The 25,739-nt window shown below is 62.7% G+C and carries 16 protein-coding genes; 10 read left to right on the top strand and 6 right to left on the bottom strand.

Going from position 1 to position 25,739, the window contains the following annotated elements:
* Positions 1–57: 57 nt before the first annotated feature.
* Both ACZ1JV_RS15315 and ACZ1JV_RS15310 read right to left on the bottom strand, forming a co-directional pair.
* On the bottom strand, positions 58–909 hold the full coding sequence (locus ACZ1JV_RS15315; RefSeq protein WP_465152213.1) for a hypothetical protein: 852 nt from the start codon (positions 907–909) through the stop codon (positions 58–60).
* A 65-nt stretch (positions 910–974) separates the two neighbouring features.
* The gene (locus tag ACZ1JV_RS15310; protein WP_465152212.1) at positions 975–3,362 is read right to left on the bottom strand and encodes an arylsulfatase; all 2,388 of its coding nucleotides are present in this window, start codon (positions 3,360–3,362) and stop codon (positions 975–977) included.
* A gap of 56 nt (positions 3,363–3,418) precedes the next feature.
* On the opposite strand from ACZ1JV_RS15310, the gene ACZ1JV_RS15305 reads away from it, so the two are divergent.
* On the top strand, positions 3,419–4,621 hold the full coding sequence (locus tag ACZ1JV_RS15305; protein WP_465149753.1) for an IS256 family transposase: 1,203 nt from the start codon (positions 3,419–3,421) through the stop codon (positions 4,619–4,621).
* Between the two features lie 915 nt (positions 4,622–5,536).
* Here ACZ1JV_RS15305 and ACZ1JV_RS15300 read toward each other — a convergent pair.
* Both ACZ1JV_RS15300 and ACZ1JV_RS15295 read right to left on the bottom strand, forming a co-directional pair.
* Positions 5,537–6,187 (bottom strand): GlcG/HbpS family heme-binding protein, encoded by a 651-nt coding sequence (locus ACZ1JV_RS15300; protein ID WP_465137952.1) that lies wholly within the window; start codon positions 6,185–6,187, stop codon positions 5,537–5,539.
* A gap of 202 nt (positions 6,188–6,389) precedes the next feature.
* Complete coding sequence (locus tag ACZ1JV_RS15295) at positions 6,390–8,735, bottom strand: TonB-dependent receptor (RefSeq protein WP_465152211.1); 2,346 nt, start codon at positions 8,733–8,735, stop codon at positions 6,390–6,392.
* A gap of 773 nt (positions 8,736–9,508) precedes the next feature.
* Between ACZ1JV_RS15295 and ACZ1JV_RS15290 the strand changes: the two genes are divergently transcribed.
* The 9 genes from ACZ1JV_RS15290 to ACZ1JV_RS15250 all read left to right on the top strand — a co-directional run bounded on the left by ACZ1JV_RS15290 (position 9,509) and on the right by ACZ1JV_RS15250 (position 23,021).
* Positions 9,509–10,561 (top strand): hypothetical protein, encoded by a 1,053-nt coding sequence (locus tag ACZ1JV_RS15290; protein ID WP_465152210.1) that lies wholly within the window; start codon positions 9,509–9,511, stop codon positions 10,559–10,561.
* A 166-nt stretch (positions 10,562–10,727) separates the two neighbouring features.
* Positions 10,728–12,323: a tannase/feruloyl esterase family alpha/beta hydrolase gene (locus ACZ1JV_RS15285; protein WP_465152209.1), complete on the top strand. Its 1,596-nt coding sequence runs from the start codon at positions 10,728–10,730 to the stop codon at positions 12,321–12,323.
* A gap of 155 nt (positions 12,324–12,478) precedes the next feature.
* Positions 12,479–13,705, top strand: coding sequence for a PepSY-associated TM helix domain-containing protein (locus ACZ1JV_RS15280; protein WP_465152208.1), 1,227 nt, complete (start codon positions 12,479–12,481; stop codon positions 13,703–13,705).
* A gap of 100 nt (positions 13,706–13,805) precedes the next feature.
* The gene (locus ACZ1JV_RS15275) at positions 13,806–14,969 is read left to right on the top strand and encodes an MFS transporter (RefSeq protein ID WP_465152207.1); all 1,164 of its coding nucleotides are present in this window, start codon (positions 13,806–13,808) and stop codon (positions 14,967–14,969) included.
* On the top strand, positions 14,969–16,396 hold the full coding sequence (locus ACZ1JV_RS15270) for an aldehyde dehydrogenase family protein (RefSeq protein ID WP_465152206.1): 1,428 nt from the start codon (positions 14,969–14,971) through the stop codon (positions 16,394–16,396). Before ACZ1JV_RS15275 ends, ACZ1JV_RS15270 begins: the two co-directional genes overlap by 1 nt.
* Before the next feature lie 477 nt (positions 16,397–16,873).
* Positions 16,874–19,669: a TonB-dependent receptor domain-containing protein gene (locus tag ACZ1JV_RS15265; RefSeq protein ID WP_465152205.1), complete on the top strand. Its 2,796-nt coding sequence runs from the start codon at positions 16,874–16,876 to the stop codon at positions 19,667–19,669.
* 278 nt (positions 19,670–19,947) lie between these two features.
* Positions 19,948–20,556: a TetR/AcrR family transcriptional regulator gene (locus tag ACZ1JV_RS15260; protein ID WP_465152204.1), complete on the top strand. Its 609-nt coding sequence runs from the start codon at positions 19,948–19,950 to the stop codon at positions 20,554–20,556.
* A 269-nt stretch (positions 20,557–20,825) separates the two neighbouring features.
* On the top strand, positions 20,826–21,767 hold the full coding sequence (locus ACZ1JV_RS15255; RefSeq protein ID WP_465152203.1) for a glycosyltransferase family 2 protein: 942 nt from the start codon (positions 20,826–20,828) through the stop codon (positions 21,765–21,767).
* Between the two features lie 84 nt (positions 21,768–21,851).
* Complete coding sequence (locus ACZ1JV_RS15250) at positions 21,852–23,021, top strand: acyltransferase family protein (RefSeq protein WP_465152202.1); 1,170 nt, start codon at positions 21,852–21,854, stop codon at positions 23,019–23,021.
* Here ACZ1JV_RS15250 and ACZ1JV_RS15245 read toward each other — a convergent pair.
* Together ACZ1JV_RS15245 and ACZ1JV_RS15240 are read right to left on the bottom strand one after the other, a co-directional pair.
* Positions 23,018–24,499 (bottom strand): lipopolysaccharide biosynthesis protein, encoded by a 1,482-nt coding sequence (locus ACZ1JV_RS15245; protein WP_465152201.1) that lies wholly within the window; start codon positions 24,497–24,499, stop codon positions 23,018–23,020. The two genes, ACZ1JV_RS15250 and ACZ1JV_RS15245, sit on opposite strands and share 4 nt — an antisense overlap.
* Before the next feature lie 313 nt (positions 24,500–24,812).
* Complete coding sequence (locus ACZ1JV_RS15240; RefSeq protein ID WP_465152200.1) at positions 24,813–25,712, bottom strand: BON domain-containing protein; 900 nt, start codon at positions 25,710–25,712, stop codon at positions 24,813–24,815.
* Positions 25,713–25,739: the final 27 nt, after the last annotated feature.

The following is a 25,739-nucleotide window of genomic DNA, read 5'->3' as shown; positions in this document are numbered from 1 at the left end:
ACCGGACCACGCTTTGCTTTTGTCGTCGCGTAGTGCACTGGCAAACTTGAGCCAGCGCTAAACCTCGCTCTTGTGCAACCGCTTGAGAAACGGGATCGCGATCAGCGTATTGACCACCGCCGCCAGGATAATCGCGGCAGGGGCCAGCTTTGCCTCCGGGAAGCTTGTCGTCGCGATGCCGATCGCGACGCCAGGGTGACGGGCAGCGGAAGCCAGCGCCAGCACGATCTGATTGTCCCGATCGTCTCCAGCCAGAAACCAGCCAGCGGCCAGACCGACCAGGCTCATTGCAACCAGCGCCACAATCGTTCCATCACCCAGCAATTTGCCCACCGCCGGCGCCAGCGCGACCAGCAGAGCCAGCACGCTGACCGCAAACAGGACGTTTGCGACTTTGCTGAGCGGCCCCGAGACCGCCGCGGCCCTCGCGTCACCCAGCACGCGCTGGCCAAGCACGCCCAGCAGCAGCGGCAAGGCGATGGTCAGCCCCAGCGTGGTCGCCATGCCGCTGCGGGAGACCTGCGTTTCCACGCCGTAGATCGCTCCTGTCACCGAGAGCCCGATCGGCGCCAGCACCAGCGATGCCAACGCCGCAGCGACCAGAAGACCGGTGATATACGATGCGTCTCCGCCCGCCTTGGCCTGCTTCCTGGGCAAGAGAGGCGGAACCGGCGAGAAGGCCAACGCCACCAGCGCAACTTTCACCGGGCCCTTCAAGTCGAAGACATTCGCCATGAGAATCGCAATAGCTGGCACGACGATGAACATCGCGACCACTGCACGCAAACCAAGGCGCCATTCGCGGAACAGATACAGGAAATCCCCCGCCCTCGCCCGCAACGCGAGGGAAAGGACGGTGAGCATCACGCTCAGCAGCACGAGCAATTTCATGGCCTGCACGAGAGTCATGTCGATCTCCGATCCGGCCCGAAATCGGGTGCGCCGGAATGATTGCCTTTGCGCGTTCCGAAAGCTCACTCGATATGCTGGGCGAAGGACAGATAGCGTTCGTGCAGTTCGTCTTCCTCGCTCTGGCTGAGGTTCCGGGCCGCGAGCTTGATATCCACCCGCTCGATCTTGCCGCCCTTGAAGGCGAACGGCGGCTTGTAAGCGTCCGACACCGGCGATCCGCTGTCCGCGCCGACTCCGAAAGTATCGATCCCGAATCTGCCGGCGACGGTCTGTTCGATGCGGCCCCGACCTACTTCCTCGCCATTGAGCAACAGCACGGCCTCGCCGCCCTTGCCCAGCCCCCCGCCGTCATAGGCGAAGGCCACTTCGATGGTCGACTTGCCCTTGGGAAGCGGTTTGCTCGACACGACGTTCAGCCGGTCCTTTTCGAAGAAGTTGTAATGATACACCGGCTTGCCATCGAGAATGTAGATCGCATACCCGGCCGAACCTCCACCTGCCGCCAGCAGCACGCCTTCGGCTTTGCCGGAGTCGTTATCCACGGCCACCTTGATCGAGTGCGAGCGGTTCTTGGTATTGGGCGATGCCGTTTCCGGCAGGCGCGCAGCCCCCTCGTAATAGGTGAAGTCGGTGCGGTTCGGATCCGCGCCGCCCGGTGACGGCTTGGGTTCGGCCAGACGGCCGGACCCGCGATCGTCGAGCGGGTAGACGTTGTATTTCTCCGCTTCCTCGTCGAAGATCCGCTTCAGTTCCTCCACCTTGTCCGGGTGCTCGGCAGCCAGATTCTTGGCCTCGCTGAAGTCCTCGTCGATGTTGTAGAGTTCCCAGGTGTCGTTTTCCCAGTGGCCCGGCGCGAAGTCCTGCCGCCACGGGAACGTGTGCTGGGCGCAGGCGATCCAGCCCTTGTCGTAGATCGCCCGGTTGGAGAAGACCTCGAAATACTGCCGCTCACGAACCGCATGGGCATCGGCGCTGGCAAACGTCGACTGAATGGAAACGCCGTCCATCGGCTTCTGCTCGACGCCGTTGACGTAATCCGGCGCGGGAATGCCCGCAGCGTCCAGCAGGGTCGGCACGATATCGATCAGGTGGCAGAACTGCGGCCGCATCCCGCCCTTGTCCTTGATCTTGTCCGGCCACGAAATCACCATCGGATTGCGCGATCCGCCGAAGTGGGAGGCCACCTGCTTCACCCACTGGAACGGCGCGTTGCCGCACCACGCCCAGCCCAGCGGATAGTGCGGCTCGGTATCCGGGCCGCCGATCTCGTCATAAGCGGCCAGATTGTCCTCGATCGACGAGGGGATGCCGTTGAGGTTCATCACCTCGTTCACGGTCCCGGTCATGCCGCCTTCGGAACTCGCGCCGTTATCGCCGACGATATAGATGATGATCGTGTTGTCCGCGTCCGGCAGTCCGTGCACGGCGTCGATCAGACGGCCGCATTCGTGATCGGCAAAGGAGAGATAGCCTGCAAAGTTCTCCATGAACCGCGCGAACAGCTTCTTCTCATCGGCCGAGAGGCTGTCCCAGTCCTGCACCCAGTCCGGCTTCGCCGTCAGTTCGGTGTCCGGCGGGATGATGCCGGCGGCGAGCTGCCGCTGGTAGGTTTCCTCGCGGACCTTTTGCCAGCCCTGATCGAACTGGCCCTTGAACTTGTCCCGCCACTCGGCAGGCGCGTGATGCGGCGCGTGGGCCGCGCCCGGCGCGAAGTAGCAGAAATAGGGCTTATCGGGCGCGACCGACTTCGAATAGCGGATCCAGTTGATCGCGCGGTCGGTCATGTCGGTCTGAAAATGGTAGCCTTCCTCGGGCGACTTGTCGGGCTCCACGGCGACGGTGTTCTCGAAGAGGACCGGGTAGTACTGGTGGGTTTCCCCAGCGATGAAGCCGTAGAAATAGTCGAAACCCATGCCGGTGGGCCAACGGTCGAACGGGCCGGCGACGCTGCTCTCCCAATCAGGCGTATTGTGGTTCTTGCCGAACCAGCTGGTGGCGTAGCCGTTTTCCTTCAGGATGCGCCCGACCGTAGAGGTCGATTGCGGAATCATGTTGTTGTAGCTGGGGAAGCCCGTTGCCCATTCCGAAAGGAACCCGGTGCCGCAATTGTGGTGGTTACGCCCTGTAATCAGTGCCGCGCGCGAGGGTCCGCAGATCGCCGTCGTGTGAAACCGGGTATAGCGCAAGCCGCCGCCCGCCAGCTTGTCCAGAGCAGGCGTTGGCACCGGCCCGCCAAACGAACTCGTCTGTCCGAAGCCCACATCGTCGAGCAATATGAGCAGGACGTTGGGCGCACCCTTTGGAGGCTTGGGCAGTTCCGGCCACTGGCTTTCGGAATCCTGGTAGGTCTTGCCGATCTTGCCAGTGAACGGCGGCCGTGGAAGCGGAAGGCGGCTGCGATCGATGATCGTGTCCCAGGACGTGGTGTAGCTGAAGGCTGAGGTGGTCACCGTGATTTTCGGGTAGGTTTGGGTTGCGAAGCTCAAACTTGACGGAAGGAATCACGATGACCGATCCGATGATGCACTTGCGTTCGCTGGTAGAGAAGACCCCGGATGCAGATATTCTGCGCGAGATGATCTCGTTTGCCGCCGAGCGGCTGATGGAGATGGAAGTCGGCAACCTGACCGGTGCCGGCCATGGCGAGAAATCTGCGGCGAGGCTGGTCCAGCGCAACGGCTACCGCGAGCGCGACTGGCAGACGCGAGCAGGGACGGTCGAACTGCGCATCCCCAAGCTCAGGAAGGGAAGCTACTTCCCCGGCTTCCTCGAACCCCGTCGCATGGCCGAGCGGGCGCTGACCGCGGTGATCCAGGAAGCGTATATCCAGGGCATCTCCACCCGCTCGGTAGATGACCTGGTGAAGGCGCTGGGTATGGATGGGATCTCGAAAAGCCAGGTCAGCCGGCTTTGCGAGGAACTCGACGAGAAAGTCGGTGCCTTCCTCGAACGCCCAATCGAAGGCGACTGGCCGTACCTATGGATTGACGCCACCTACGTGAAAGTGCGGCAGAACGGGCGTATCGTCTCGGTGGCGGTGATCGTCGCGGTGGGCGTCAACAGCGATGGCCGCCGCGAGGTGCTAGGTATGGATATCGGTCCTTCCGAGGCCGAGCCGTTCTGGACCGCTTTCCTGCGCAAACTGACGCGCCGAGGACTGCGTGGCGTCAAGCTGGTCATCTCCGATGCGCACGAAGGCATTAAGGCGGCGGTCTCCAAGCTGCTGTGCGCGACCTGGCAGCGCTGCCGCGTCCACTTCATGCGCAATGCACTCGCCCATGCCGGCAAGAGCGGCAGGCGCGTGGTCTCCGCGTTCATCGCCACCGCCTTCGCCCAGGAAACCCCAGAAGCTGCGAGCCAGCAGTGGCGCTCGATCGCCGACCAAGTGCGGCCCAAACTGCCCAAGCTAGCCACGCTGATGGACGACGCTGAGCCCGATGTGTTGGCCTACATGACATTCCCGCGCGAGCATCGCGCCAAACTACACAGCACAAACCCCATCGAGCGCCTCAATGGCGAAATCAAACGGCGGACCGAGGTCGTTGGGATCTTCCCAAACGAAGCCGCCATCACCCGTCTCGTCGGAGCCATCCTCATGGAACAGTCCGACGAATGGGCCGTCCAGCGCGCACGTTACATGACGCTTGAAACGATGGCCCCGCTCAGCGACAATCCTATTGTCATGCTGTCGGCAGTACCTGGCTCATGATCGGCTCAGGCTGAAGCCGAAAAGCAAGGTGGTCCAGAAAAGCTACACCACCTCTGGGGACACGATCCGATCGATGTCGGGCATGGGGCTACTCACATCCTTGGGAAAGAAGACGCATCATGGCGCATTTGACCTTCGCAGGTATCAGGGATGTCCCTAGTGACGTCAGGTACAAGACCTGAAAGCGGTTACTCGCCAACGCGCTCAGAAGGACTCATACGCCCAGTCAAAAATCCAAGCCTTCCCCCTAACCGTAGCAATGGTAACTATTCTCTATAGTTATCCGTACCAGGCAGGAGTCAGCCAATTTCCGACCAACCGCCACCTCAAAATGCCGATTGAGCTGGGATCCTGCCATTGGGAATATCCCAGAGAAAATATCACAAGAGAGGGGCAGCAGAACGGCAGCTATTCCCATGTCGGCATCCAAAAGCTGCCAGACCGTTTACGGCCAGACTCAGCCATTCCGACGAACGAAATCGGCAAACGCCAAACAGCTTGCGCTCGCCGAAGATCTCGCCAGTTATCCACAGACGACTCAACCCGTCGCTCGCATGGACCAGTTTGTCGGCTTTTGGGAAAACTCGTCCCAATAGGTCCCACTGCAGCCCAATCAATGTTGGCCGAATTTGTTGGCCACTTCGCATGGCACCAGAAAATGTATAGTAGATTCAATATGATGGGCAGACACGGCCAGATCTGTCTCCCCGACCAACTTCGCAAAAAACCGCAGAAATCCGCCATTTTTGAACCGCCAAAAAGCGCCAATCCTTGGGAGGTCGTGTGCTGAGCGTTGAGGTGGTCACCGTGATTTTCGCATAGGTTTGGGTTGCGACGCTCGAACCCGTCGGACGGAAACAAGATGACCGATCCGATGGTGCCCCCCGAGCGGAGGGCAATGGAAGCACGATGGTCTCACATTTTGGACAGGATCGCGGCGATACCGTCGCGGGCGCATTTTTCTTCTTCGTAGGCGCTAGCACCGCTGGTTGCGATTGCGCCGAGGAACCGGCCTTCCTTAAAAATTGGCACTCCTCCCGGGAGGAGTGACATGTCGGGCGTTACACGCGCGATCAGGGATGGATCCTTCTCGATCCTGCCCCGAAGTTCGAGAGTCGACATTTTGAACCCGACGACGGTCGCGGTCTTGTGCATGGCCATGTAAATTCCGTTGTCGCGCGTCCCGTCGGCCGCAAGAGCCACCTTGAGATTTCCTGCGGCGTCGGCGACAGCGACTGTCACCGCATAACCATCACGTGCGCACGATTGTTCGGCAACTTGCGCAGCGATTGCAGCGAGCTTCAGGCCGATACCGTGTTCGGGTTCTGTTGGCCGATGATCCGCTTGCTTGTTTGGCCCGGGAGGCGGGCCCAGCGGCACCTTGAGCTGCGCGCTTTGTGGAATGTCAAAATAATCGCCAGCCATCGATTGGGGGCTTGGCGGCGTGGTGTTGCGCTGAACATGAACATCCTGCCCTTCCGCTCCGTTCGAGGCCAGCAGAAGGGCGACGCCCGATAGCACACCAGCCAACGGACAGAGGGTGCGAGCGTTGAATAAAGAAGGCATGGAACTCTCCAGAAACCCCGCCCAACACGCTTGTGCCACGACGGAGTATGATCGGACGTGCAATCGAGTGTGAACGGGATCAGATACCGCCACTCGACGCTGCTGCGAAAAGACGGATGTTCAATGTCGGAAAAAGAAGCCCCGCCGGTCCGGGAGATGCGGGCCGGCGGGGAGTTCGCTCCAACTGGGAGGTCGGGAGCGTTCAGAAGCGCACGCCGAGGCGGACGCCGTAAGTGCGGGGATCGGCGATGCGGGCGAAGACCTGATCGTCATTGCCGGTGCCCATGCCGTTGGGCGCGCCGACAAGCTGGAGCTTGTTCTCCACGTTGCGCACGAAGGCGGTGACATCGAGCTTGCCGTTCTCGGACGTATAGCCCAGCGTCAGGTCGGTACGGGTGAAGCCGCCCTGGCGGTACTGCTGCGGCAGAGTGGTGTATTCGCCGGTGAACGGATTGCCCTGACCGCCAAGGTCGGAGAGGTAATAGCCGTTGGAGAACTTGGTCCCCGCGCGGGCCTTGATGTAACCGCCGCTCGCCAGCGGGAAGCGGTGTTCCCATGAGGCGGTGCCGGAAAATGTCGCCAGACTGTCCGGCCGCTTGCCCGACCAGTCGATGCGGTTGGAATAGATGAAGCCGACATTGGCGCCCTTGCCGAACTCGCCGTCCGCCAGGGCGAAAGTCAGGTTGAGGTCATCGTTGCGGGTCGGCCGCCACTCGATCTCGTTCTCCCAGCCGTAGAACTTGGCAGGCGGGTTGGTGGTATAGATCAGCACTACCGGGGCGCCGCCGGTGACGCTGGGCGTCAGGAAGGTCGATCCGGTAAGCTGGTACTTGGCGTAATCGTAGTAATAGACCGCCGTGTTGTATTGCAGATTGGAGGCGATGCGGCCCTTGTAGCCGATCTCATAGGCGGTCAGCGATTCTGGCCCATACTTGCCGACGCCGCCGTTCACCGGATCGACGTCGTTGAAGCCGCCCTGCTTGTAGCCGGTGGCGATCGAGGCGTAGATCAGCTGGTCCGGCGCCGGGCGGAAATCGATGCCGAGGCGCCAGGTGAACTTGCTGCTCGATTGCTTGCCGCGGCTGTCCGAGCCATTGACGCAGTAGTTGGGCGGGCCGCAGAGGTTGCCGTTCTGGTCCAGCCACCCGCCCGGAGGAGCATCGCCCGCCGCGATCGTGTAGGTCCGGGCGACGGAATCGTCCGAATAGCGGCCGCCGGCGGTAAGCCGGATCAGGTCGGTCACATCGTAGCTCGCCTGCCCGAACACGCCCATGCTTTCATGCTTGGTGGTACCGACGATGCCGGGATTGGGCACGTAGCAGGCCGGATCGAGCGTCGGCTGCGGGCAACCGTCCTTGATCAGCACCTGCCAGTTCATGTCCTTTTCGGGAATGTCCTCCGCATAATAGTTCATGCCCGCAACCCAGGTGAGCCGGCCCGGGGTTGAGTTGGAAAAGCGGATCTCATGGGAATCGCTGCGGATTTTCGCGCGGTAGTCGGTCCACAAGTAGGACGGATTGCCGTTCGATCCGTAAGGATCGGTAACCGAAGGGTTGTAGACGTCCTGCGCGTCGAACTTGATGCGCGACCCTTCGTACGTCATCAGTACAGGCCCGACGTCGACATGCAGGATGCCGGTGATGTTGTAGAAATCGTCGTCCGAACTACCGATATAAGGATTATAGAAGACCTTGAGCGCATCCTTGGTGCTCATGTCCTTCACCCGGTACCAAAGGGCGCTGCTGGTGGCGTTGTTGCCGCCGATGTGGCCGAAGGTGCCGGCCAGGATGAAGTCGGACCCACCGCCAAAGTCCAGCCTGCCGGTGATGCGCGCGGTCCAGTTGTCCTCATCGTCGAGATCACGCGCGGGTTTCAGCGTGCCCGGATTGCCCAGTACGGGCTTGATAAAGCCATCGCGGCTGTTGAAGGCGGCAGCGGCGCGAACCGCGAAGAAGTCGGTGACCGGCACATTGATCATCGCCTCGCCGCGGCGGGTGTTGTAATTGCCCAGTTCGAAGCTGGCGGATGCTTCCAGTTCGTCCTTCGGCTTGGCAGTGACGAGATTGATCGCGCCGCCCGTGCTGCTCTTGCCGTAAAGCGTGCCCTGCGGCCCGCGCAGCACTTCCACGCGTTCCAGATCGAGAAACGCGAGGCTCATAAGCTGCGGGCGGCCGATCGGCACGCCGTCGATATTGAAGCTGACGCCCTGCGTGCCCTTGCTGGTGGTGTCGGTCGAACCGACGCCGCGAATGGTGATGTTGGCGCCGTGCGCGGCGCTGCCGACATTGAGTGAAGGCGCGATGTTCTGAAGGTCGGCCGCGCCGTGGACGCCCTGTTCGGCCAGTTGCGTGCTGCCGATGACGCTGAGCGCGATCGGTGTGTCGTTGGCCGATGTTGCGGACTTCGTGGCGGTGACGATGATTTCCTGGATCGTCTGGTCGGCATCGGGCTGGCCGCTGGCCGCCTCCTGCGCGCGAGCAGCCGAGGGCAGCGCGAGCGCCATGGCGAGAGCGCAGCCTGCAGCCGAATGAAATAGCCTGTTCTTCATGTCCCCTCCTGTATCGTTTTGCCCGGCATGGCCGGGCGCGTCCATCGGGCGCGCGCCATGGCGACGGCGCCTCCCGATTGCGGGCGCCGCTGGCCCCGGCAGTGCCGGGTTCGCGCAAATTCTTTCGATGATCTCCGCCGCGCGCAGGTCTGCGGGCAGTCCGGCGGGGCCGAACGCCAGCGCGTGTCCTGTGCCGTCTTCGATGTTACGACGGCAATCTCTGCGCTAGCGGGCGCACACCGTGCTTTCCGTCATCATTCCAGCCTCTCCCGTTTTGGCCTGGATCGGTAGGTGTCCCTTTGGTCCGGCCCTTGTTTTCGTGGCTAGGGGACATACCCAAACCGAACCTGAACCATTCGCGCTCGGGCTTGGCTGGGGGCATAAGAACCGCGCACAGACCGATAAAAGTCAGGGCCCTAGAGAGTCCTGCAATCATCGCGATTCGGGATACCGTTACGCGCCGGCCTTGCTGCGATATTCGCCTGGCCCTCACCTCCATCTTTTCCGACGAGGTGAAATACTTCCCCGAATCCGGGCGCCTGCGCCGAGCCAAGGGGGGTGAGATCGGACAGCCCCCCGCACCCGCTCCTCGTTCATTTTCGGTTTGGGCAGACCACCTAACAGGTCGGGCAATCGATGCGCGGCCCGCTCACAATCGGGAACGCGTCAATACATCCCCGAACGATAATGGAGGGCAAAGGGAGATGACTGCCGCGCGCCAGCCGCATAGACGCCCTCGAACAATTTCGCCGGGCGCACGATTACTAGCCCCATTGGCACTTACGCTGCTGCTCACTGCGGCAGCTCATGCGGAACCTGACAATCCCCCGGTCAACGCCAGACCGGCGCCCGATCCGAACACCGCTCCCAGCCTGACGCTTGCGAGCGAGGGTATGGAGGTTCGCATTGCCCTGCCCGATAGCCGCAACGGCTTCTATCGAGGCACCCGGTTCGACTGGTCGGGTATGGTTACGCAAGTCACCATGGAGGGTTCCCGCTTCTACGGACCATGGTTCGACGCCGTATCGCCCGAAATACACGATTTCCTCGACCTGCCGGGCGGCATCGTGGTCAATCCGCTCAACGCGGCTACCGGTCCTGTCGAAGAGTTCGCCAACCGCGACGGGGAGACTGTGCCCGGCTACAATGCAGCGCCCGCCGGAGGCACTTTCATCAAGATCGGTGTGGGGCGCCTGCGCAAGCCCGATCTTGAGCGCTACGATCATTTCCGCCCCTACGCGATCGTCGACGGTGGCCAGTGGAAAGTGCGGCCCGCGAAGAACCGGGTCACGTTCGTCCAGCGCCTTCAACCCGACGCTGAAGGGTTCGGCTACGAATACGAAAAGACGATCAGCGTCTCACCCGGCGGGATCATGACCATTGCGCATAGACTGCGCAACATCGGATCCAAGCCGATAGATACACAGGTCTACAACCACAATATCGCGCGGTTCGACGATGCCGAAACCGGGCCGGGCGTGCGCGTGCATTTTCCGTTCTCCATCGCCGGACCGATCTCGGCCCCCACGCTCGCCCGCATCGATACGGACACGCTCCAATATACCGGTGTGCTGAAGCCGGGAGACCGCGTGCAACTGCCCGCCCAGCCCGGCGACGCAAAAACACCGCCCGGGCCGTTCCGCGTCACCGGCGCCAACGGCGCAAGCATTACCATGCAGACCGATACCCCCTTGGTCCGCACCGTTCTGTGGTCGATCCGCCATGCCGTCGCGGTGGAGCCTTTCACCGCGATCCACGTGCCCCCCGGCGGGCAGCAACGCTGGTCCTGGCGCTACACATTCACGCCGGCAAACGCCGCGCGATAAGCAATCGATGGGAGAGATGACAATGAAGTTTCGGCCGAAATTCGGTCTCGGGGCGATTCTAGGCGCGGCACCCATGTTGCTGCTGCTCGCCCAGGCCGCTCATTCGGATCAATCCTCGCCCGCGGCGGCGAGGCCCCCGATTGCCAAGCCTTTGGACCTGGCAATCGTGAAGCCTTTGGTGGATTGCTCTGCCTTGCTCTCCACCGACGTTTCCCACGCGGTTGGCGCCGAGACGCACGTCGATTCCGCCAGCCTTGTCGACGATCACCAGACCAGCCCCTATTGCTCGATCAAGGTCTCGGTCGACAATTACGCCCACTTCGAACTCCATCTGCCGACCACCGGATGGACCCAGCGCCTGCTGTTCGGCGGAGGTCCGGGGGCGCAGACCGCATCCGGCATGAAGCTGGACGGTTTCGCGACGGTCTCCTGGCAAGATCTGGGCCGCCGCGAAAACGAAGACGTCCTGGCAAATGATTATCGCGGCGAGGTCAACGCCGGCTATCGCGGCATGCACCTCCAAGTCCTGGCGACCAAGGCTTTGATCGCAAAGTTCTACGGACAGGCACCCCGGTTTTCCTATTACAACGCCTGTTCGAACCCGGCGCGCGAAGGGATGATCGAGGCGCAACGCTTCCCGCTGGACTTCGACGGTATCGGCGCCGGCTGTCCGCCGATCAACACCACCGTCAACAACGGGCTGTTCACCGCCTGGAACGTCATGACCAACACCGGCCCCAACGGCGAACCGATCCTGACGGCTGACAAACTACCGATCTTGCACAAGGCAGTGCTGGATCAGTGCGACGCAGCTGACGGCGCGAAGGACGGTATCGTCTCGCTGCCTTACGCCTGCCACCCCGACATTACCCTGATCGAATGCAAGCCCGGGCAGGATCCGGCGACTTGCCTGACACCGGCCCAGATCCACGTCGCGCAGGAGATCTACCGCGGCGCGCACGACAAGGAAGGGAACAGGCTGACGCCCGGCGGCGTTCTGCCCGGCTCTGAACTGGCCTGGACCGCGACGATCGTTCCCGGCAATGGCCCGTTCAACGGCCAGGAGGAGGCCCGCAAGGGCACGGAAAAGGCCATCCGCTCACACTACAGCCTGCCCGCGCTACCCGCATCCTGGAAACTGAAGGATCTGACCTTCGATCACGCGACCTTCGAGGCTACCACCAAGTACAGTTACCTCCACGACGGCACCAATCCCGACCTTTCCGCTTATGCAAAGGCAGGCCACAAGCTGATCCTCTGGATGGCGCTGGCCGACACCAATGTCATGGCGCACCAGTCGGTACTGTATTACGAGGCGCTGCAAGCCCAGATGGGCATGAAAACGGTCGATGGCTTTGCGCGGTTTTACGTCCTGCCCGGTGTCTATCACTGCGGAGGCGGCGACGGTCCGGTGATCAGCGACCTGCTGGAGCCGTTGATGCTCTGGGTCGAACGGGGCATCGCGCCGGGAGCGCTGGCAGGTGTGCATCGTCCGCGCGGAGCGGGCATGGAGCAAGGTGCCGGTCCACAAGGCGCCGCCCTCGCCGCCGACCTGACCCGCCCGATCTATCCCTATCCCTATATCGCTCGCTACACTGGCCAAGGTGACGTGAGGGACGCGGCCAGCTTCTTGAAAGGCGCTGCCCACCCGGCGCCGGCCGACCTTGGCAACTGGCCCGGCGCCAGGTTCTACAAGCCCGGCTACATGCGGTGGTGCACGGCAACGGCCAGTTCCATCGATTGCACGACCACCCATCCGTGATTCGAGACGCGAACCCTGCGCAGCGCATCCCTTTGGCGCGCTGCGCAGGGGCAAGGAAAGTGAACCCTGTGCCTGACCTCCATCAAGCAGCCCCGGTGCCGCCCCCCAGGAACCCCACCCCTTCCGCCGCAAAGCGAAAGGGACGCCCCATTGAAATGCGCACCGTGCACCGGGTGCTTTCGCTCATTGCCTGCCTGTTCCTGCTTTATATCGGGATCACCGGCACACTGATCCAGACGCTCGACCTCACCGCGATCTTCAGCGGCAAGCCGGAGAGCGATCCAACCATGCAGTCGATCAACGAGGGCAAGTTCGGCAACGGATTTTACTCCGCCGTCACCCACGCCGACTGGAGCGCGGCCGCGCTGCCGGCCAATGTCGATGTCGCCAAAGCTTTCTCCGTCACGCTTGCCCGGTTTCGTGAGATCCGGCCCGATCTGACGCCGGCCTTCGTCGAACTGCGCATGGTCAACGGCCGGGTCGTCGGCCAGGTGGCCTTCGCCGATCCCAGCGCTCCGCCCGACCCGCGCCGGATGGGCACGCCGGTCTCGGCGCTTGCGTTCGACGTTGGCTCAAGCCGGCAAGTCCCGGCCATCGATGTGCGCGGTGCCTACCCTGCCCCGTCCCTACGTCAGACACTGAAGCAATGGCACCGCTTCTGGGGGCCAAATTTCTTTGGTCTGCGCGATGTGCCCGGCGTTTACGTCGAGCTCCTGTCCGGATTGGCAATGACAGCGCTGATCGTGAGCGGCCTCATCATGTACTTCCGCCTGCTCAAGCAGCGGCGCAAGATCAAGCGCCCCAACATGTTCTGGATGACCTCCGACACGTGGCGATCGTTGCATCGCGGGGTATCAGTCGCCGCCTCGGTGCTTCTTGTCCTGGTCGCTTTAAGCGGCACCTGGATCGGCTTTGAAAGTTCCTACGCCACTTTCAATCGCCACAAGCCCCCCCGCGAGACTCTGGCGATCACCGATAGACAGGCCGCCGCCGTCGCCCACGGCGCAATGGTCGCCTTTCGCGCCGAGGAGCCGGATACGCCGATCCGCGCGATCCGGGCGAGGGTCTGGTTCGGGCAACTCGAGGGCGCCATCGTCACAGCCACCAAGCCGACACGCCAGCGCGTCTTCAATGCCGTAAGCGGTCAGGAACAAAGCCTTAGCTCGCCGCTCTATCCCAAGTCGCCCTTCCCTCTCGGTACCGATGTCCACGAATGGATGAAGCACTTCCATTCGGGCGAGCTGTTTGGGCTGCCCGCGCGGATGCTCAACCTGCTGGCGGGACTGTCGCTCGTTTTCCTCTCCGCCTCGGGGCTCTGGATGTACGTCGATCTCTGGAGGAAGCGCGCGAGGTCGGGGCGAAAAGAACTGTTCTGGAAATAGGAAAACGGCCGCGAAGCACTCACGGCCCGCGCAGGACTGCTCAACCCGGGGAGAGAAAACATGAAATCCCGAAGCGCCAGGACAACAGCCAAGAGGTGAAATGGTGATACGCACTGTCGCAACCGCCTCGCTCGTCATTTTCATCTACGGCATGATGGCCTCGATGCTGGGAACGATCGTTCCTTCACTGGGCCTGAGGCTTGGCCTTGGCACACAGGAACTGACATGGCTGGCCCTGGCGCAAGGACTGGGCCTGGCAGTGACCTCGGTCTGGGCCGGCGCCCTGATGGACAGGCGGGGCAAGAAACCCGGCATCGCAGCAGGCCTGGTGTCGAGCCTTGCCGGCCTCGGCTTGCTCGCCCATCCGAGTGGGCTGGTATCCGCCATGATAGCCATGGGTCTGCTTGGGATCGGCGGCAGCTTGGTCATCGTCGGTGCCAATGCCCTCGTGAACGACGCCAGCGCGCGCAACAAGGCCTCGGCCCTCAACATTCTCAACCTCTTCGTCGGATTGGGAGGCATGGCAACCCCGTGGGTCGCTGCAAACCTGCTGCATTCCGATCCGGTCTCCGTGGCATGGGCCGCCGCCGGCATGGCCGCGTTCGCCCTGCTGGTGACGCTGTCGACCCCGATTGCGCATGCTCCGCCGATTCAAGGCAAGACATTAGAGGAATCCGTGTTCACCTCGCCCGCGCTCTATGTGCTTGCCGGCGTCACGTTCCTGTACACCGCCAGCGAGTTCGCAATGTGGAACTGGCTGCCCAAATTTCTCATCGGGGCCGGGCTGGACCCCACTGACGCCCTAAACCTGCTGTCGCTCGGGTTCGCGGCCGGCATGCTGATCGGCCGCCTCGTCGCAGCGACCGTATTGAGCCGCCTGCCGCCGGTCATGGTCGTGCTGGTGTGCGAGATTGCGGCCGCCCTCACCTCCGGCGCGACGCTGCTCCTGGGCGGCGGCTCCGGAACCGGCGCATTGGTCTTCGCCACCGGCCTCGCCATGGCGCCGGTGTTTCCCACCAGCATCGCGATCATCGGCACGCTGTTTCCGCGCGGTGCCGGAACCGCGATCGGGTTTGCGATCACCTGCGGCTTCAGCGGCCTGGTGGTCAGTTCTCCGATCATCGGCATGATCGCAGGGGACAGCGCGCAGGGCATCGGCCAAGCACTCTGGCTGATCCCCTCGCTTTCTGCCGCAATCGCTCTGCTGGTGCTCGGAAACTGCAAGCGCCTTTCGCTTCCAATTCAAGCACAGGACCAAGACTGATGGACATGATCATCGCAGGGCGGCCGGCCGCATCCCGCAGCGGCGCCTGGATCGAAATACGTAACCCGGAGACAGGCGAGACGATCGACCGGGTTCCGCAAGCGAACGCGGACGACGTCGAACTGGCTATCGAAAGCGCCATTCGCGGGCGTGCCGTTATGCGTGCCCTCCCCCTTCATCGTCGCAGCGAAATTCTCCGCACCGCTGCCGACATCATCGAGGGCCGGCACGAAGAATTGAGCCAGCTGCTGGTGCGGGAAAATGGCAAGACCATCCGCCAATGCCGCGCCGAAATGACCGCGACCGCCCGCCTGTTCCGGGATTTTTCCGAGGAAGCCAAGCGTATCGGTGGCCGCTCGATCCCGATGGATGCGATCCCCGGCCTCGAACACATGATCGCTTACACTTTCCGGCAACCGCTCGGGATCGTCACCGGGATTGTCCCGTTCAACTACCCTGCGGAGCTTTTCGCGCACAAGATTCCCGGAGCGCTCGCTGCCGGCAACGCAGTCATCGTCAAACTACCGGAACAATGCCCGCTCACGGTGCTGGAACTGGGCCGCATCCTGCTGGAGGCTGGACTGCCGGCAGATGCCTTGCAGATGATCACAGGCTATCCTCATGAACTCGGCGATCGCCTTGTGACGCATCCCGAGATTGCGATGGTCAGCTTCACCGGCGGTAGCGTCGCAGCGAAGATCATCGCCGGACAGGCTGCCGCCTCCCTCAAGCGAACAGCCTTCGAACTCGGCGGGGTCGACGCCATGATCGTGCTGGACGATGCCGACATCGGCAAGGCGGCTACCGCAGTGGTGAACGGCCGCCTCACCAATGGAGCGGGACAGATTTCCTGCGCCGTAAAGCAGGTTTGGGTGGCAGGCGCCGTTTACGACGATTTCGTCGAGGAATTACTCCAGCAAGTCGGCAAAATCAGGATGGGCTCGCCCCTTGACGAACATACCGACCTTGGCCCGTTGATTTCGGAAGCGGCAGCGGCGCAAGTAGCCCGCGAGGTTGAGCAATGCATCTCCATGGGGGCTCGCGTCATAGCGGGTGGCAATCGGGTGGGACGCCAATTCTTCGAACCCACGATTCTCACCGGCGTCGCCGCGGATATGCCGTGCATTGTCGGAGAGATTTTCGGCCCGGTGGTTCCGCTCCTACCCTTTGACGACTTGGAGCAAGCGATTTCGGCTGTAAACGGTTCTCCGTTCGGCTTGCAGGCCAGCGTTTTCTCTCAAAGCATTCACAATGCCCTTGATCTTGCGCATCGGCTTGAAGTTGGGGGAGTGGTTGTCAATGGGCCGGGCTCATTCCGCCCGGGGAACCTCCCTTTTGGCGGTGTGAAGCAAAGTGGCATCGGCACGGAAAGCATCGCGGATACCATTCGCGAAATGTCGCATGAGACCGCGATTGCAATCAACTAGAGCATTTTCCAATCAGATGGAATCATCTGACGACTCGGAAAATGCGTGAAACCAGAAGCTTAGAGCAGTTGATCCGATGCAATCGGATCGGAAACTGCTCTAAGTTGGAACTGTCACTTAACTTCTGAAAACCTCGATGCCTTCATAGTCCTTCGCTCCTCCCAGCCAGGGGCGATTGCGGCGAAAAACTCTGACCAGCTGACATAGCCGTCATGATGCTCCCTGAGCATGGAGGGCGAACACCGTTCGATGGGCCGTGGTTTTGAAGCCCGTTCTCCACTCCAGCTTTTGACCCAAACGGAACTTCGCCTGCCTGACGCGGCAAACTTCACCAGTCAACTTGACAGATGTGTGACAGATACCAACCAATCGGTTGGTCCGTACAACTGTTCCAAAAGCACTCTCGAATGCGACCGACATAGCGGGGGCGGGACGGTCGTTCCGACACAAAACAAAAGATAGAAAACAGGAGAGGATATGAACATTCAGCTTTTGCGACTGAAGTCCTGCGCGCTGGCGAGCGTGGCCGTCATGGCTCTGCTGCCAACTCTCGCCTCAGCCCAGTCGACAGACGATGCACAAAAGGATGAGAGTGCCGCCCCGTCGCGTGAAACCGAAATCGTCGTTACCGGCACGCTTATCCGCGGCATAGCACCTGCGGGTTCGAACGTGATCGGCATCAGCGGAGACGATGCCAAGACGACAGGCGCCGTATCAACCAACCAGTTGCTTGCCAGCCTCCCGACCGTAGGCAACTTCTTCAACGCCGCACCATCGGGCGTTTCGCCGACGCCGGGATCCAACGGCAGCGCACCGATCGCCCGCCCGAACCTGCGCAACCTGCCCGGCGCCAATACCAGTGGCGGCGCACAGACACTCGTTCTTCTCGATGGCCATCGCGTTACGCCACTTGGCATAGGACAGCTTGCCGTTGACCCGGATTTCATCGCCCCGCTTGTGATAGACCGCGTGGAAGCCATGACCGATGGCGGTTCGGCCGTCTACGGCTCGGACGCGCTGGGCGGTGTGATCAATTTCATGACGCGCGACCGGTATGACGGTGTTCAGGTCGATGCCAAGGTCGGCATTGCCGACAACTACACATCGTACCAGGCCGGCGGCATCGCCGGCAAGGACTGGGGCACGGGCTCGATCTATATCGCCTACCGATACTCCAGAAACGACGCGCTTTTTGGCTCCGACCGGGACTACGTGCATCGCATCGATCCGGTGACCGGAATTCCCACCGGTCGCAATTGCGCCGAAGGTGTCAACGTTTCGGCCGGCTCTGGCGCGAACGCGCGTTCCTATGTGCTGAACGGCTCCAGCCTTGTGGCTGGTGGGCCTGTCACCTGCGATTACGCGCAGGACGTGGCGATCTATCCCAGCATCAAGATGCACAACGTCTTCGCCAGCCTGATGCAGGACCTGAACGACAGGCTTCGTGTTGACCTGAAGGTCTATTATGCCCGGCGAGAGGTGCAGGGGAACAACGGCACGCTTGGCAATGGCCAGCTCGGCACCGGTTCGGAATCGGTCGTCACGCTTTCCCCCACCAACCCGAACTACCGGCCGCTGCCCGCCGGCGATCCCAATTTCGGTCTGGCCCAGACCGTCAACTTCAGCCTGGCCGACGCACTTGGCGCGCGATCCGCGAAGCAGGAGACCAACCTCGAGACCTGGAACGTCACGCCGCAGCTGACCTGGAAAATGGGCAGCGACTGGCAGATGCGCGCTCTGGCCAACTACGGCCGGGGCACGGTGGACTATCGCAACGTTCAACTGGTGAACACCCGTGCGCTTCCGTGGTTACAGAACGCCGTGAACAATGGCTCGCTCAATCCCTATAATGCCGGCGCGACCAGCCAGTCGGTACTCGACGGCCTTCTTGCCGACGATGTCGGCATCGGTCGCAACGAATATGCCGATTTCCGCGCCATCTTCGACGGCCCGATCGTGTCCCTGCCGGCCGGTGAAGTGCGCGCGGCATTCGGTGCGGAATATTCGACCGATACGATGACCCAGCGCACGACAAGCGCATCCACGTATGCGCTGCTCTCGCCCAAGTCCTACACGCAGACGGTCAAATCGCTTTTCGGCGAACTGCAGGTCCCGGTGCTTGGCGGCGGTGACGATGGCATGTCGCTGGTCCTCGCGGCGTCGGGCCGGTACGACAAGTACAATGACTTCGGCGATACCTTCAATCCGAAGATCGGCGTTACGTTCCAGCCGTTCAGCAGCCTCACCCTGCGTGCGAACTGGGGCAAGTCGTTCAACGCGGCCACGCCGGCCGACCAGTTGGGCGTCTACTCCTCCGTCGCACAGCAGATCCCGGGTGCCTTCCTGCAGTTCCCGCCGTCAACGCCGGGTGTATGCGGCGTTACCGGTCTTCCGGCCTGTTCCGCCTCCGGGGTCGCCGGGATTTACCTGAATGGCGCCGTTCCTGATCTGAAACCACAGAAGGCGACCAACTGGTCGGCCGGGTTCGACTTCACGCCGGTCGATCAGATCAAACTCAGCGCCAGCTACTACAACATCGACCTGAAGGGCACGATCGGCCGCCCGGTTTCCGGTTCGTTGTTGACGGACTTCTATGTCGGCTATCCCGACCTCTGGCTGTTCCAGCCCTCCGGCCAGCAGGTCGCGGCGATCCTGGCGACGGTGCCCAGCAGCGGCGTCGGCGTTGCCCTTGCGAACCCGACGTCGACCGGTCAGGCAATGCTTCTGGGCGCCGGCGGGACGATGACGCCGGTTCAGGTGCTGCTCGATACACGTGTCCAGAACCTAGGCCGCACGAAGCTTTCCGGCATCGACTTCTCGGCGAACTTCACGTTCGATACCAGCTGGGGTTCGATCGACGGGCGCGTTTCGGGCAACTATCGCCTTGAGCAGAAGACCCAGTCCCGCGCGGGAATGGCATGGTTCGATGCGCTGAAGGACAATACATCCAGGTACCAGCTTTCCACCATGGTCGGCACGACGATCGACAAGTTCCGGGCGCAGGTCACCTGGAACCGCACGCCCGGATATTCCCGCACCGAGAATGTTGCCGGCCAGAAGCGGGTTGGGGACTTCAACATCGTCAACCTCTACTTCGGGTATGACTTCAAGGGAGAAGGCGTCACCCGCGACCTGACGCTGTCCCTGAACCTCGACAACGTCTTCGATGAGGATCCGCCAGCCTATCTCGACGCCGGCCAGCCCGGTTACAATCCGGGCAATACCTTCACGCTCGGTCGCATGGTCCAACTGGGCTTGACGAAGAAGTTCTAAGAGTTCGCTTAAAAAATGCCCGCAGGGGCATTTTTGAGGCGGCACCGGCCCTCTCCCGTTCCGAAGAACACGAAAAGGTCCGGGGGACCTTTTCGCTGAGGGGGCCTACCACCCATCGGTAGTATCCTGCGGGTGGTAGGGTGGGGGAGAGGGCCGGTGCCGCAAAATTCGCATTTCGCGAATTTTCAAACGGTCTCTAAGCTCCTGCAATAACAGGGCCACGAAGGGTCTGTCCGGCGCATGCGCGGGGGCAGACCCTTCCAATTCGCCGGGGTACGATGAAGACGAAATCGGATCGCAAGCCAGTGCGCGTGGACGGTGAGAGGCGCCGGGCGCAGATCATGGACGAGGCCCAGCGCCTGATCGGCGAACGCGGCTACAATGGCTTTACCTTGCAGGATCTTGCCGATCGCTGCGAACTCACCAAGGCGGGCCTGTTGCACCATTTCAGCAGCAAGGAACAGATACTCATCGACTTGCTGCAGGACCGCGACGACCGGCACCAACTCGACGTGAAGCAATGGATCGCCCGCCGCACACAGGCCGCACCTGGTCGGCACAGCCGCGATGCCTTCGTGGAATCGCTCCGGATGGTGGTGGAGCGCGACATCGCCGATATCGAAATCATGAAACTGCACACCATGCTGCAGGCAGAGGCGCTTAACGCCGGCCACCCTGCCCATGCCTATTTCGCCACGCGGGAAGCCATGCGGCAGGAGAAACTGGCCTTCGCACTGGAGCCCTTCTGCCGAACGCCGGAAGCCACCGCGCGCATCGTCTTGGCCCTGATGGACGGATTGGAAGCACGGTGGCTGCGTGAAGAGCGAAGTTTCGACCTTGCCGGCCAATTCGTGGCCGCCATCAAATGCCAGCTCGCCGCGATTTAGGCCCGACGCCGAGCATCGCTCAATCGCCTTGGTGAAATCTTCCAGCTGAACGTCAATTAAGCCCCAAGCAGAGTCTTTGGCCGTGCGCGAGGCAAAGAAGAGTAAGCTGATCGCGGCTAATAGCCATTTGGTCGAAGATACGCGGCCATCCGGACCACTCCCATTCGTTCGACCTTCACGCTGGGGTACCTTCCCCTGCGCGCCGGATCGGCGCGATTCGGTGCGGACAATCTGCGCGGATACAATGGGCGTGAACAGGGAGCCCCGGCATGACTCAGGAACAGGTCACGGTCGTCGTGCCCGCGTTTCGCGCGTCGCAGACCATCGAGCGTGCCGTGCGTTCGGTGTTCGGGCAGCCGAAAGTGCAGGTCCGCGTGATCGTCGTTGTCGACGATGACGAAGGCACGACCGAGGCCGCGCTGTCAGATCTTGCGTCCCGCCCGCTCGACGTTCTGACCAATCCCGGCAACATCGGCGCGCAGAAGTCTCGCAATCGCGGGCTGGCGCAAGTCGAGAGCGAATACGTCATGTTTCTGGACAGCGACGATTTCGTGATGGGGGATCTGCTCCACGGCCTTGCCGTGGCGCTGGCGGAGCAAGGCGGCGCGGACATCGCCTTCGGCCCCTGGCTTTTCTATGACGAGGGGCGGAATCAGGCCAGTCGCCGCAAGCCAGGCTATGCCGACGCCGAAGACTTGCTGGACCGCTGGCTGGTTCGCCGGCAGTGGACGCCGCCCTGCGCCCTGCTCTGGCGGACGGAGTTCCTGCGCGGCATCGGCGGGTGGAACGAAGATGTACGCCGCAATCAGGATGGCGAGGTGGTCTGCCGCGGCGTGCTGGCCGGTGCGCGCATCGCCCATTCCTCACTCGGCTGCGGGGTCTATGTGCAGCACGATTCACCGTTTCGGATTTCCGGCAACCGTTCCACGTTCGGCGATCTGATGGCTGTGGCGGATTCGCTGCTGCGCCAGCCGACCGAGGCGGTGACGGAGGACGCGCGCCGCAAGATCATGGGCGACTATTTCTACTGGCTGGCGGACAGCGCCTTTCGCCGGGGCGACCGCGAACAGGGGCGTGAAGCACTGAAACGCGGAGCCGACCTGGGCGGCGAACTCCGCCTGGATGCCCGGATCCCCCGGCTTGGCGCGGCGGTACTGGGCCTGGAGACCTATCGCGGCGTCACGTCATGGGTGCGCGGCGCAAACGACTGAAGAGACGGCCTCCCTCCCCTTTCGGGTGCCTCCTTTCGGGTGATTGCGCCGGACCGGAAAGAATGTTCGGTTCGCCCCTCCGCCATGCAAAGGTTTGCGATGTCGACGTCTTCCTCTCGCGAACATCATTGGGACGCCGTCAGGGGCGGGCTGATGCTGCTTGGTATTCCCTATCATGTCGCCCTTGCCTATCGCCCGGGACGGGCCTGGATGGTGCCGGTGATGGAGGGTGATCCGCTGATGACGGACCTTGCCCATGTGATCCACATCTTCCGGATGCCGGCGTTCTTCCTGATCGCGGGATACTTCAGCGCGCTGTTGCTGGCGCGGCGTGATGCGCGCGAATGGCTGAGCGGGCGGCTGGTGCGCATCGGCGTGCCTCTCACGGTTTCGCTGGTCACCATCGTTCCGGTGTTGAACCTGATCGCCGCGTCCGTGCGCGTGACCGATCCCTGGAGCATTCACGCACTCTATCCGTCGACCGGCACGGTCCTGCGGCACCTGTGGTTTCTGGCAGTTTTGCTGTACCTGCAGTCGCTTACGGCTTTGGGCTGCATGATCTGGCCGGGCTTGCGCACCATGTCGTTGGCCGGCCGATGGGATGACATGGCCGCGCGGCGGTTCATGCCCGTCTTCATCGCGACCGGCATCGCCGTTGCGGGCTATGGTGCGCTGGTGCTTGGAGTGATGCGCTCGACGACGGGCGAGGCGGACATCGTTCAGGGACTGCTTCGGTTGGCGGACTTCGTAGCCGCATTGCCGTTCTACGTCATCGGCATGGCGCTTCACCGCGCGCCCGCGGTTCGCACGGCGTTCGACCGGCCGCGTTGGACCGTTGTGGTGCTGACGCTGATCGCCACCGCCGTCGCCATCCATGCGGACCATCACCGCATCTGGGTAATGGAGCGGTCCTTCGCGGGCTTCGCGGCGCTGGGCTGGTCGCAGACATTGATCGCGCTGGGCCGGACTTTCTTTCACCGCCAGAGTCAGGCGATCCGTACTCTCGTCGATTCTTCGTTAGTGGTTTACTTGTTCCACTTGCCGATCGCGATTGCCCTTACCATTGCGGGATACCGGGTGCAGTGGGGCGTCTGGGTGGAGTGGTCGCTGATCAGCGCCGCCACGTTCCTTGCGGCATTCTCGATCTGGCTGGTTGTGCGGCGCGTTCCGCTGCTCAACTTCCTCTACGCCGGCCTGCGTCCGCCGACGCAGGCAGCGGAGCCCAGCCGCAAACCGGCTGAGGATCCCGCCTAGCCGCTGCCCAGCGGCCTCTGGCGAAACCGTTCGGGCAGCAGGTTGGCGGCCTGTCGCAGCATTTCCGCCATCGCCGCGCGGCCGCCCGGTGTGCAGGCCTGTGCCGCCGCCGCGCCGATGTAACTGGCCGCCACAGCTATCGCGAGCACTGCGATGGTGGGCAGGTTTCCGCCCGCAAGCGACACCACGCCCCAGGCGAACAGTCCGCCCGCCAGCGATGGCAACTGGACCGCGTACATGAAACGCTGCGGCACCGGCGTGCCCAGCGTGGCGTACCAGTAGAGGAAGGGCGATGTGGCGACTTGCCCGATGAAATAGGCGCAGGCCACGCCCACGGCGCCCCAATGGACGCCGATGGTGAAGCTGACGATGCTGACGGCGCTGGAAAAGATGCCCCAGTACATCATGCGCCGCGTGTTGCCGGTGCTGATGTAGAGCCACGCCGCCGTGTTGGGCACGCATTGGACGATCGCGGTCAGGCTGAGCCAGAAGAAGATCGGGCTGGCCGCCGCCCAGCGCTCGCCCAGCAGGAACGGGATCAGCCGGTCGCTGCAGATCGCGGCGGCGAGAATGCCCGGCATAGATCCCAGCGCCAGCGCCCGCAAAGCCAGTTCGTAGACGCGACGATAGCGCTCCGGCTCGTCCCGCACGCGGCTGAGCACCGGCAGCATGATCCGCGCCAGCGGCTGGTTGATGTTCTGGAGCGGGAACAGCATCAGCTTGTAGCTGCGATCGTAGAGGCCCACCGCATCGGCCCCCTCCACTTTGGCGATGATCACATTGTCCAGATTGCGCGCGAAGAAGTTGACCAGGTTGAACCCGGTCAGATTGGCGCCGAACACCACCAGCTTGCGCACGCCGGCGAACGAGGCACCCAGACGCGGGCGCCACCGGCAGGCCTGCCACATCATGGCGGTGCTGACCACGGCATTGAGGAAGATGCCCAGCCAGATCGCCCAGTAATTCCGCAGGATCAGCGCCGCCGCGGTCGTCAGGACCAAGGTCATGATCGAGACGACGATGTCGTTGATGCTCAGCGCATGAAACCGCATCTCGCGATTGAGCAGCGCCTGATGCTGCAGCTTCAATCCGGTGACGAGGATGGTCAGGCCGGTCGCCGCCGTCACGTATCCGGCCCGCGCATCGCCGTAGAACGCACCGGCCAGCGGCGCCACCGCTACCATGGCCAGCGCCGCGACGATGGAGACCACGACGTTCAGCCAGAACAGCGCATTGGAATGTTCGAAATCCAGTTCCCGTGTCTGCACCACGGCCTGGGTGAAACCCAGGTTCTGGAAGGTCAGCACCAGCCCGGTCAGCGGCGCGACCATGGCGGCGACGCCATAGTCGGACGGCGACAGGATCCGCGCGACGACGATGGTGGTTGCCATCGTTCCGAAAACCTTGACGAATTGCGCCAGAGCGGTGGACGCCAGCCCCCTGGTCGCGTGCCGGCCGATGCCCTTTTCTTGCGCCATCGGCCGGCTAGGCCCGCAATGGATCGGGGCGATACATGCCCGGAAAAGCGTCTCGCCGGTCCCCTGCGGGCAGCGGCGGTGACAAGGCGTTCAAGATGGCCACACTCCGAATCTGCGTCCGTGGCGGCGGAGGCCGGCCCGTGCAACCGCATGATAATCATGCGCTTGCACGGGCGCTATCACCCCAAAGAGCTTGGATCGCGGCCTATCGATACTTCGTTCGAATGATCGGCCGTCCTGATGATCGACGGCCAGCGGCGCAAAAAAGGGAGAGCCCGCAGGCCCTCCCTCGATCGCCGCATCGAATGACGGGTCAGGTCAATCCATCGCCCGGTTCGGAAAGCGCCGAACTCTGCGAGCCAATCACCGCCGGCCCCACGCGCAAGTTGTTCTGCACATGGCGCGCGCCGGATACATCGTCGGCCAGATCCTCTGCCCGGCGCTTCTGCGCCCGGCTGTCCACCGTGCCGTCCAGCGTGACTTCGCCGTCCGACACCGTGACCCGGATGCGGCTGGCATCGACGTGCCAGTCGTTGGTCAGGCTATCGTTCACATCCTCACGGATGCGCTCGTCGGACCGCGTATAGTCGCTGGGGCCTCGGCCGCGATGGTCCAGTTCGCGGCGGTGCGCGGCATCCTCATCCCCGAACCAGCTGGCGATTTCGTCACCCGCCCGCTTCAGGAAGCCCCGGCGTTCGCCATAGGCGCGCCAGTCGCCGTAATCTTCCCGGCTGTAATAGTCGCTGCGCGAAAAGCCGAATGTCGGGCGATAGGTGTCGCTGGGATGCATACCTCCACTCACGCCGCCGCTTGGCGGTGAGCGGTCGCGGCCACCATAATCCTCGCTGGTAAAGCTGGAGAAGGTATCGCCATAGGCGGCGTCGTAATTGTGAATGGGATATTCGCCTTCCCTTTCCGCACGCTCGCGCCGGGCCCAGCCGGCCCGCAGGCGCGGGTCGCTGCGATAGTCGGATCCCCGGCCAAGACGGTCCGAAAGCGAACCGCCCTCACTGCGAGAATCGGACGCATACCGTCCTTCGCGTTCCGAACGCCGTGCACGGATCAGGGACTCTTCATTCGGGTCGCGATAGCCGCCGGCCTGCCGCGCCGGGCCATCCTGCCACTGGCCGGCCTGTCGCGGCATATCCCAGCGGTCATCGTCCTGATAGCCACCCGGCTGCTGGCTGCGGGGGTTCGAATCGCGTCGGTTCATCGCTGCTCTCCTAGATGTCGTTTTCGG

This window comes from Novosphingobium sp. BL-S-19, assembly GCF_055521675.1.
Note: the sequence above shows the minus strand (reverse complement) of the source record. Positions and strands in the feature narration are given on the sequence as shown.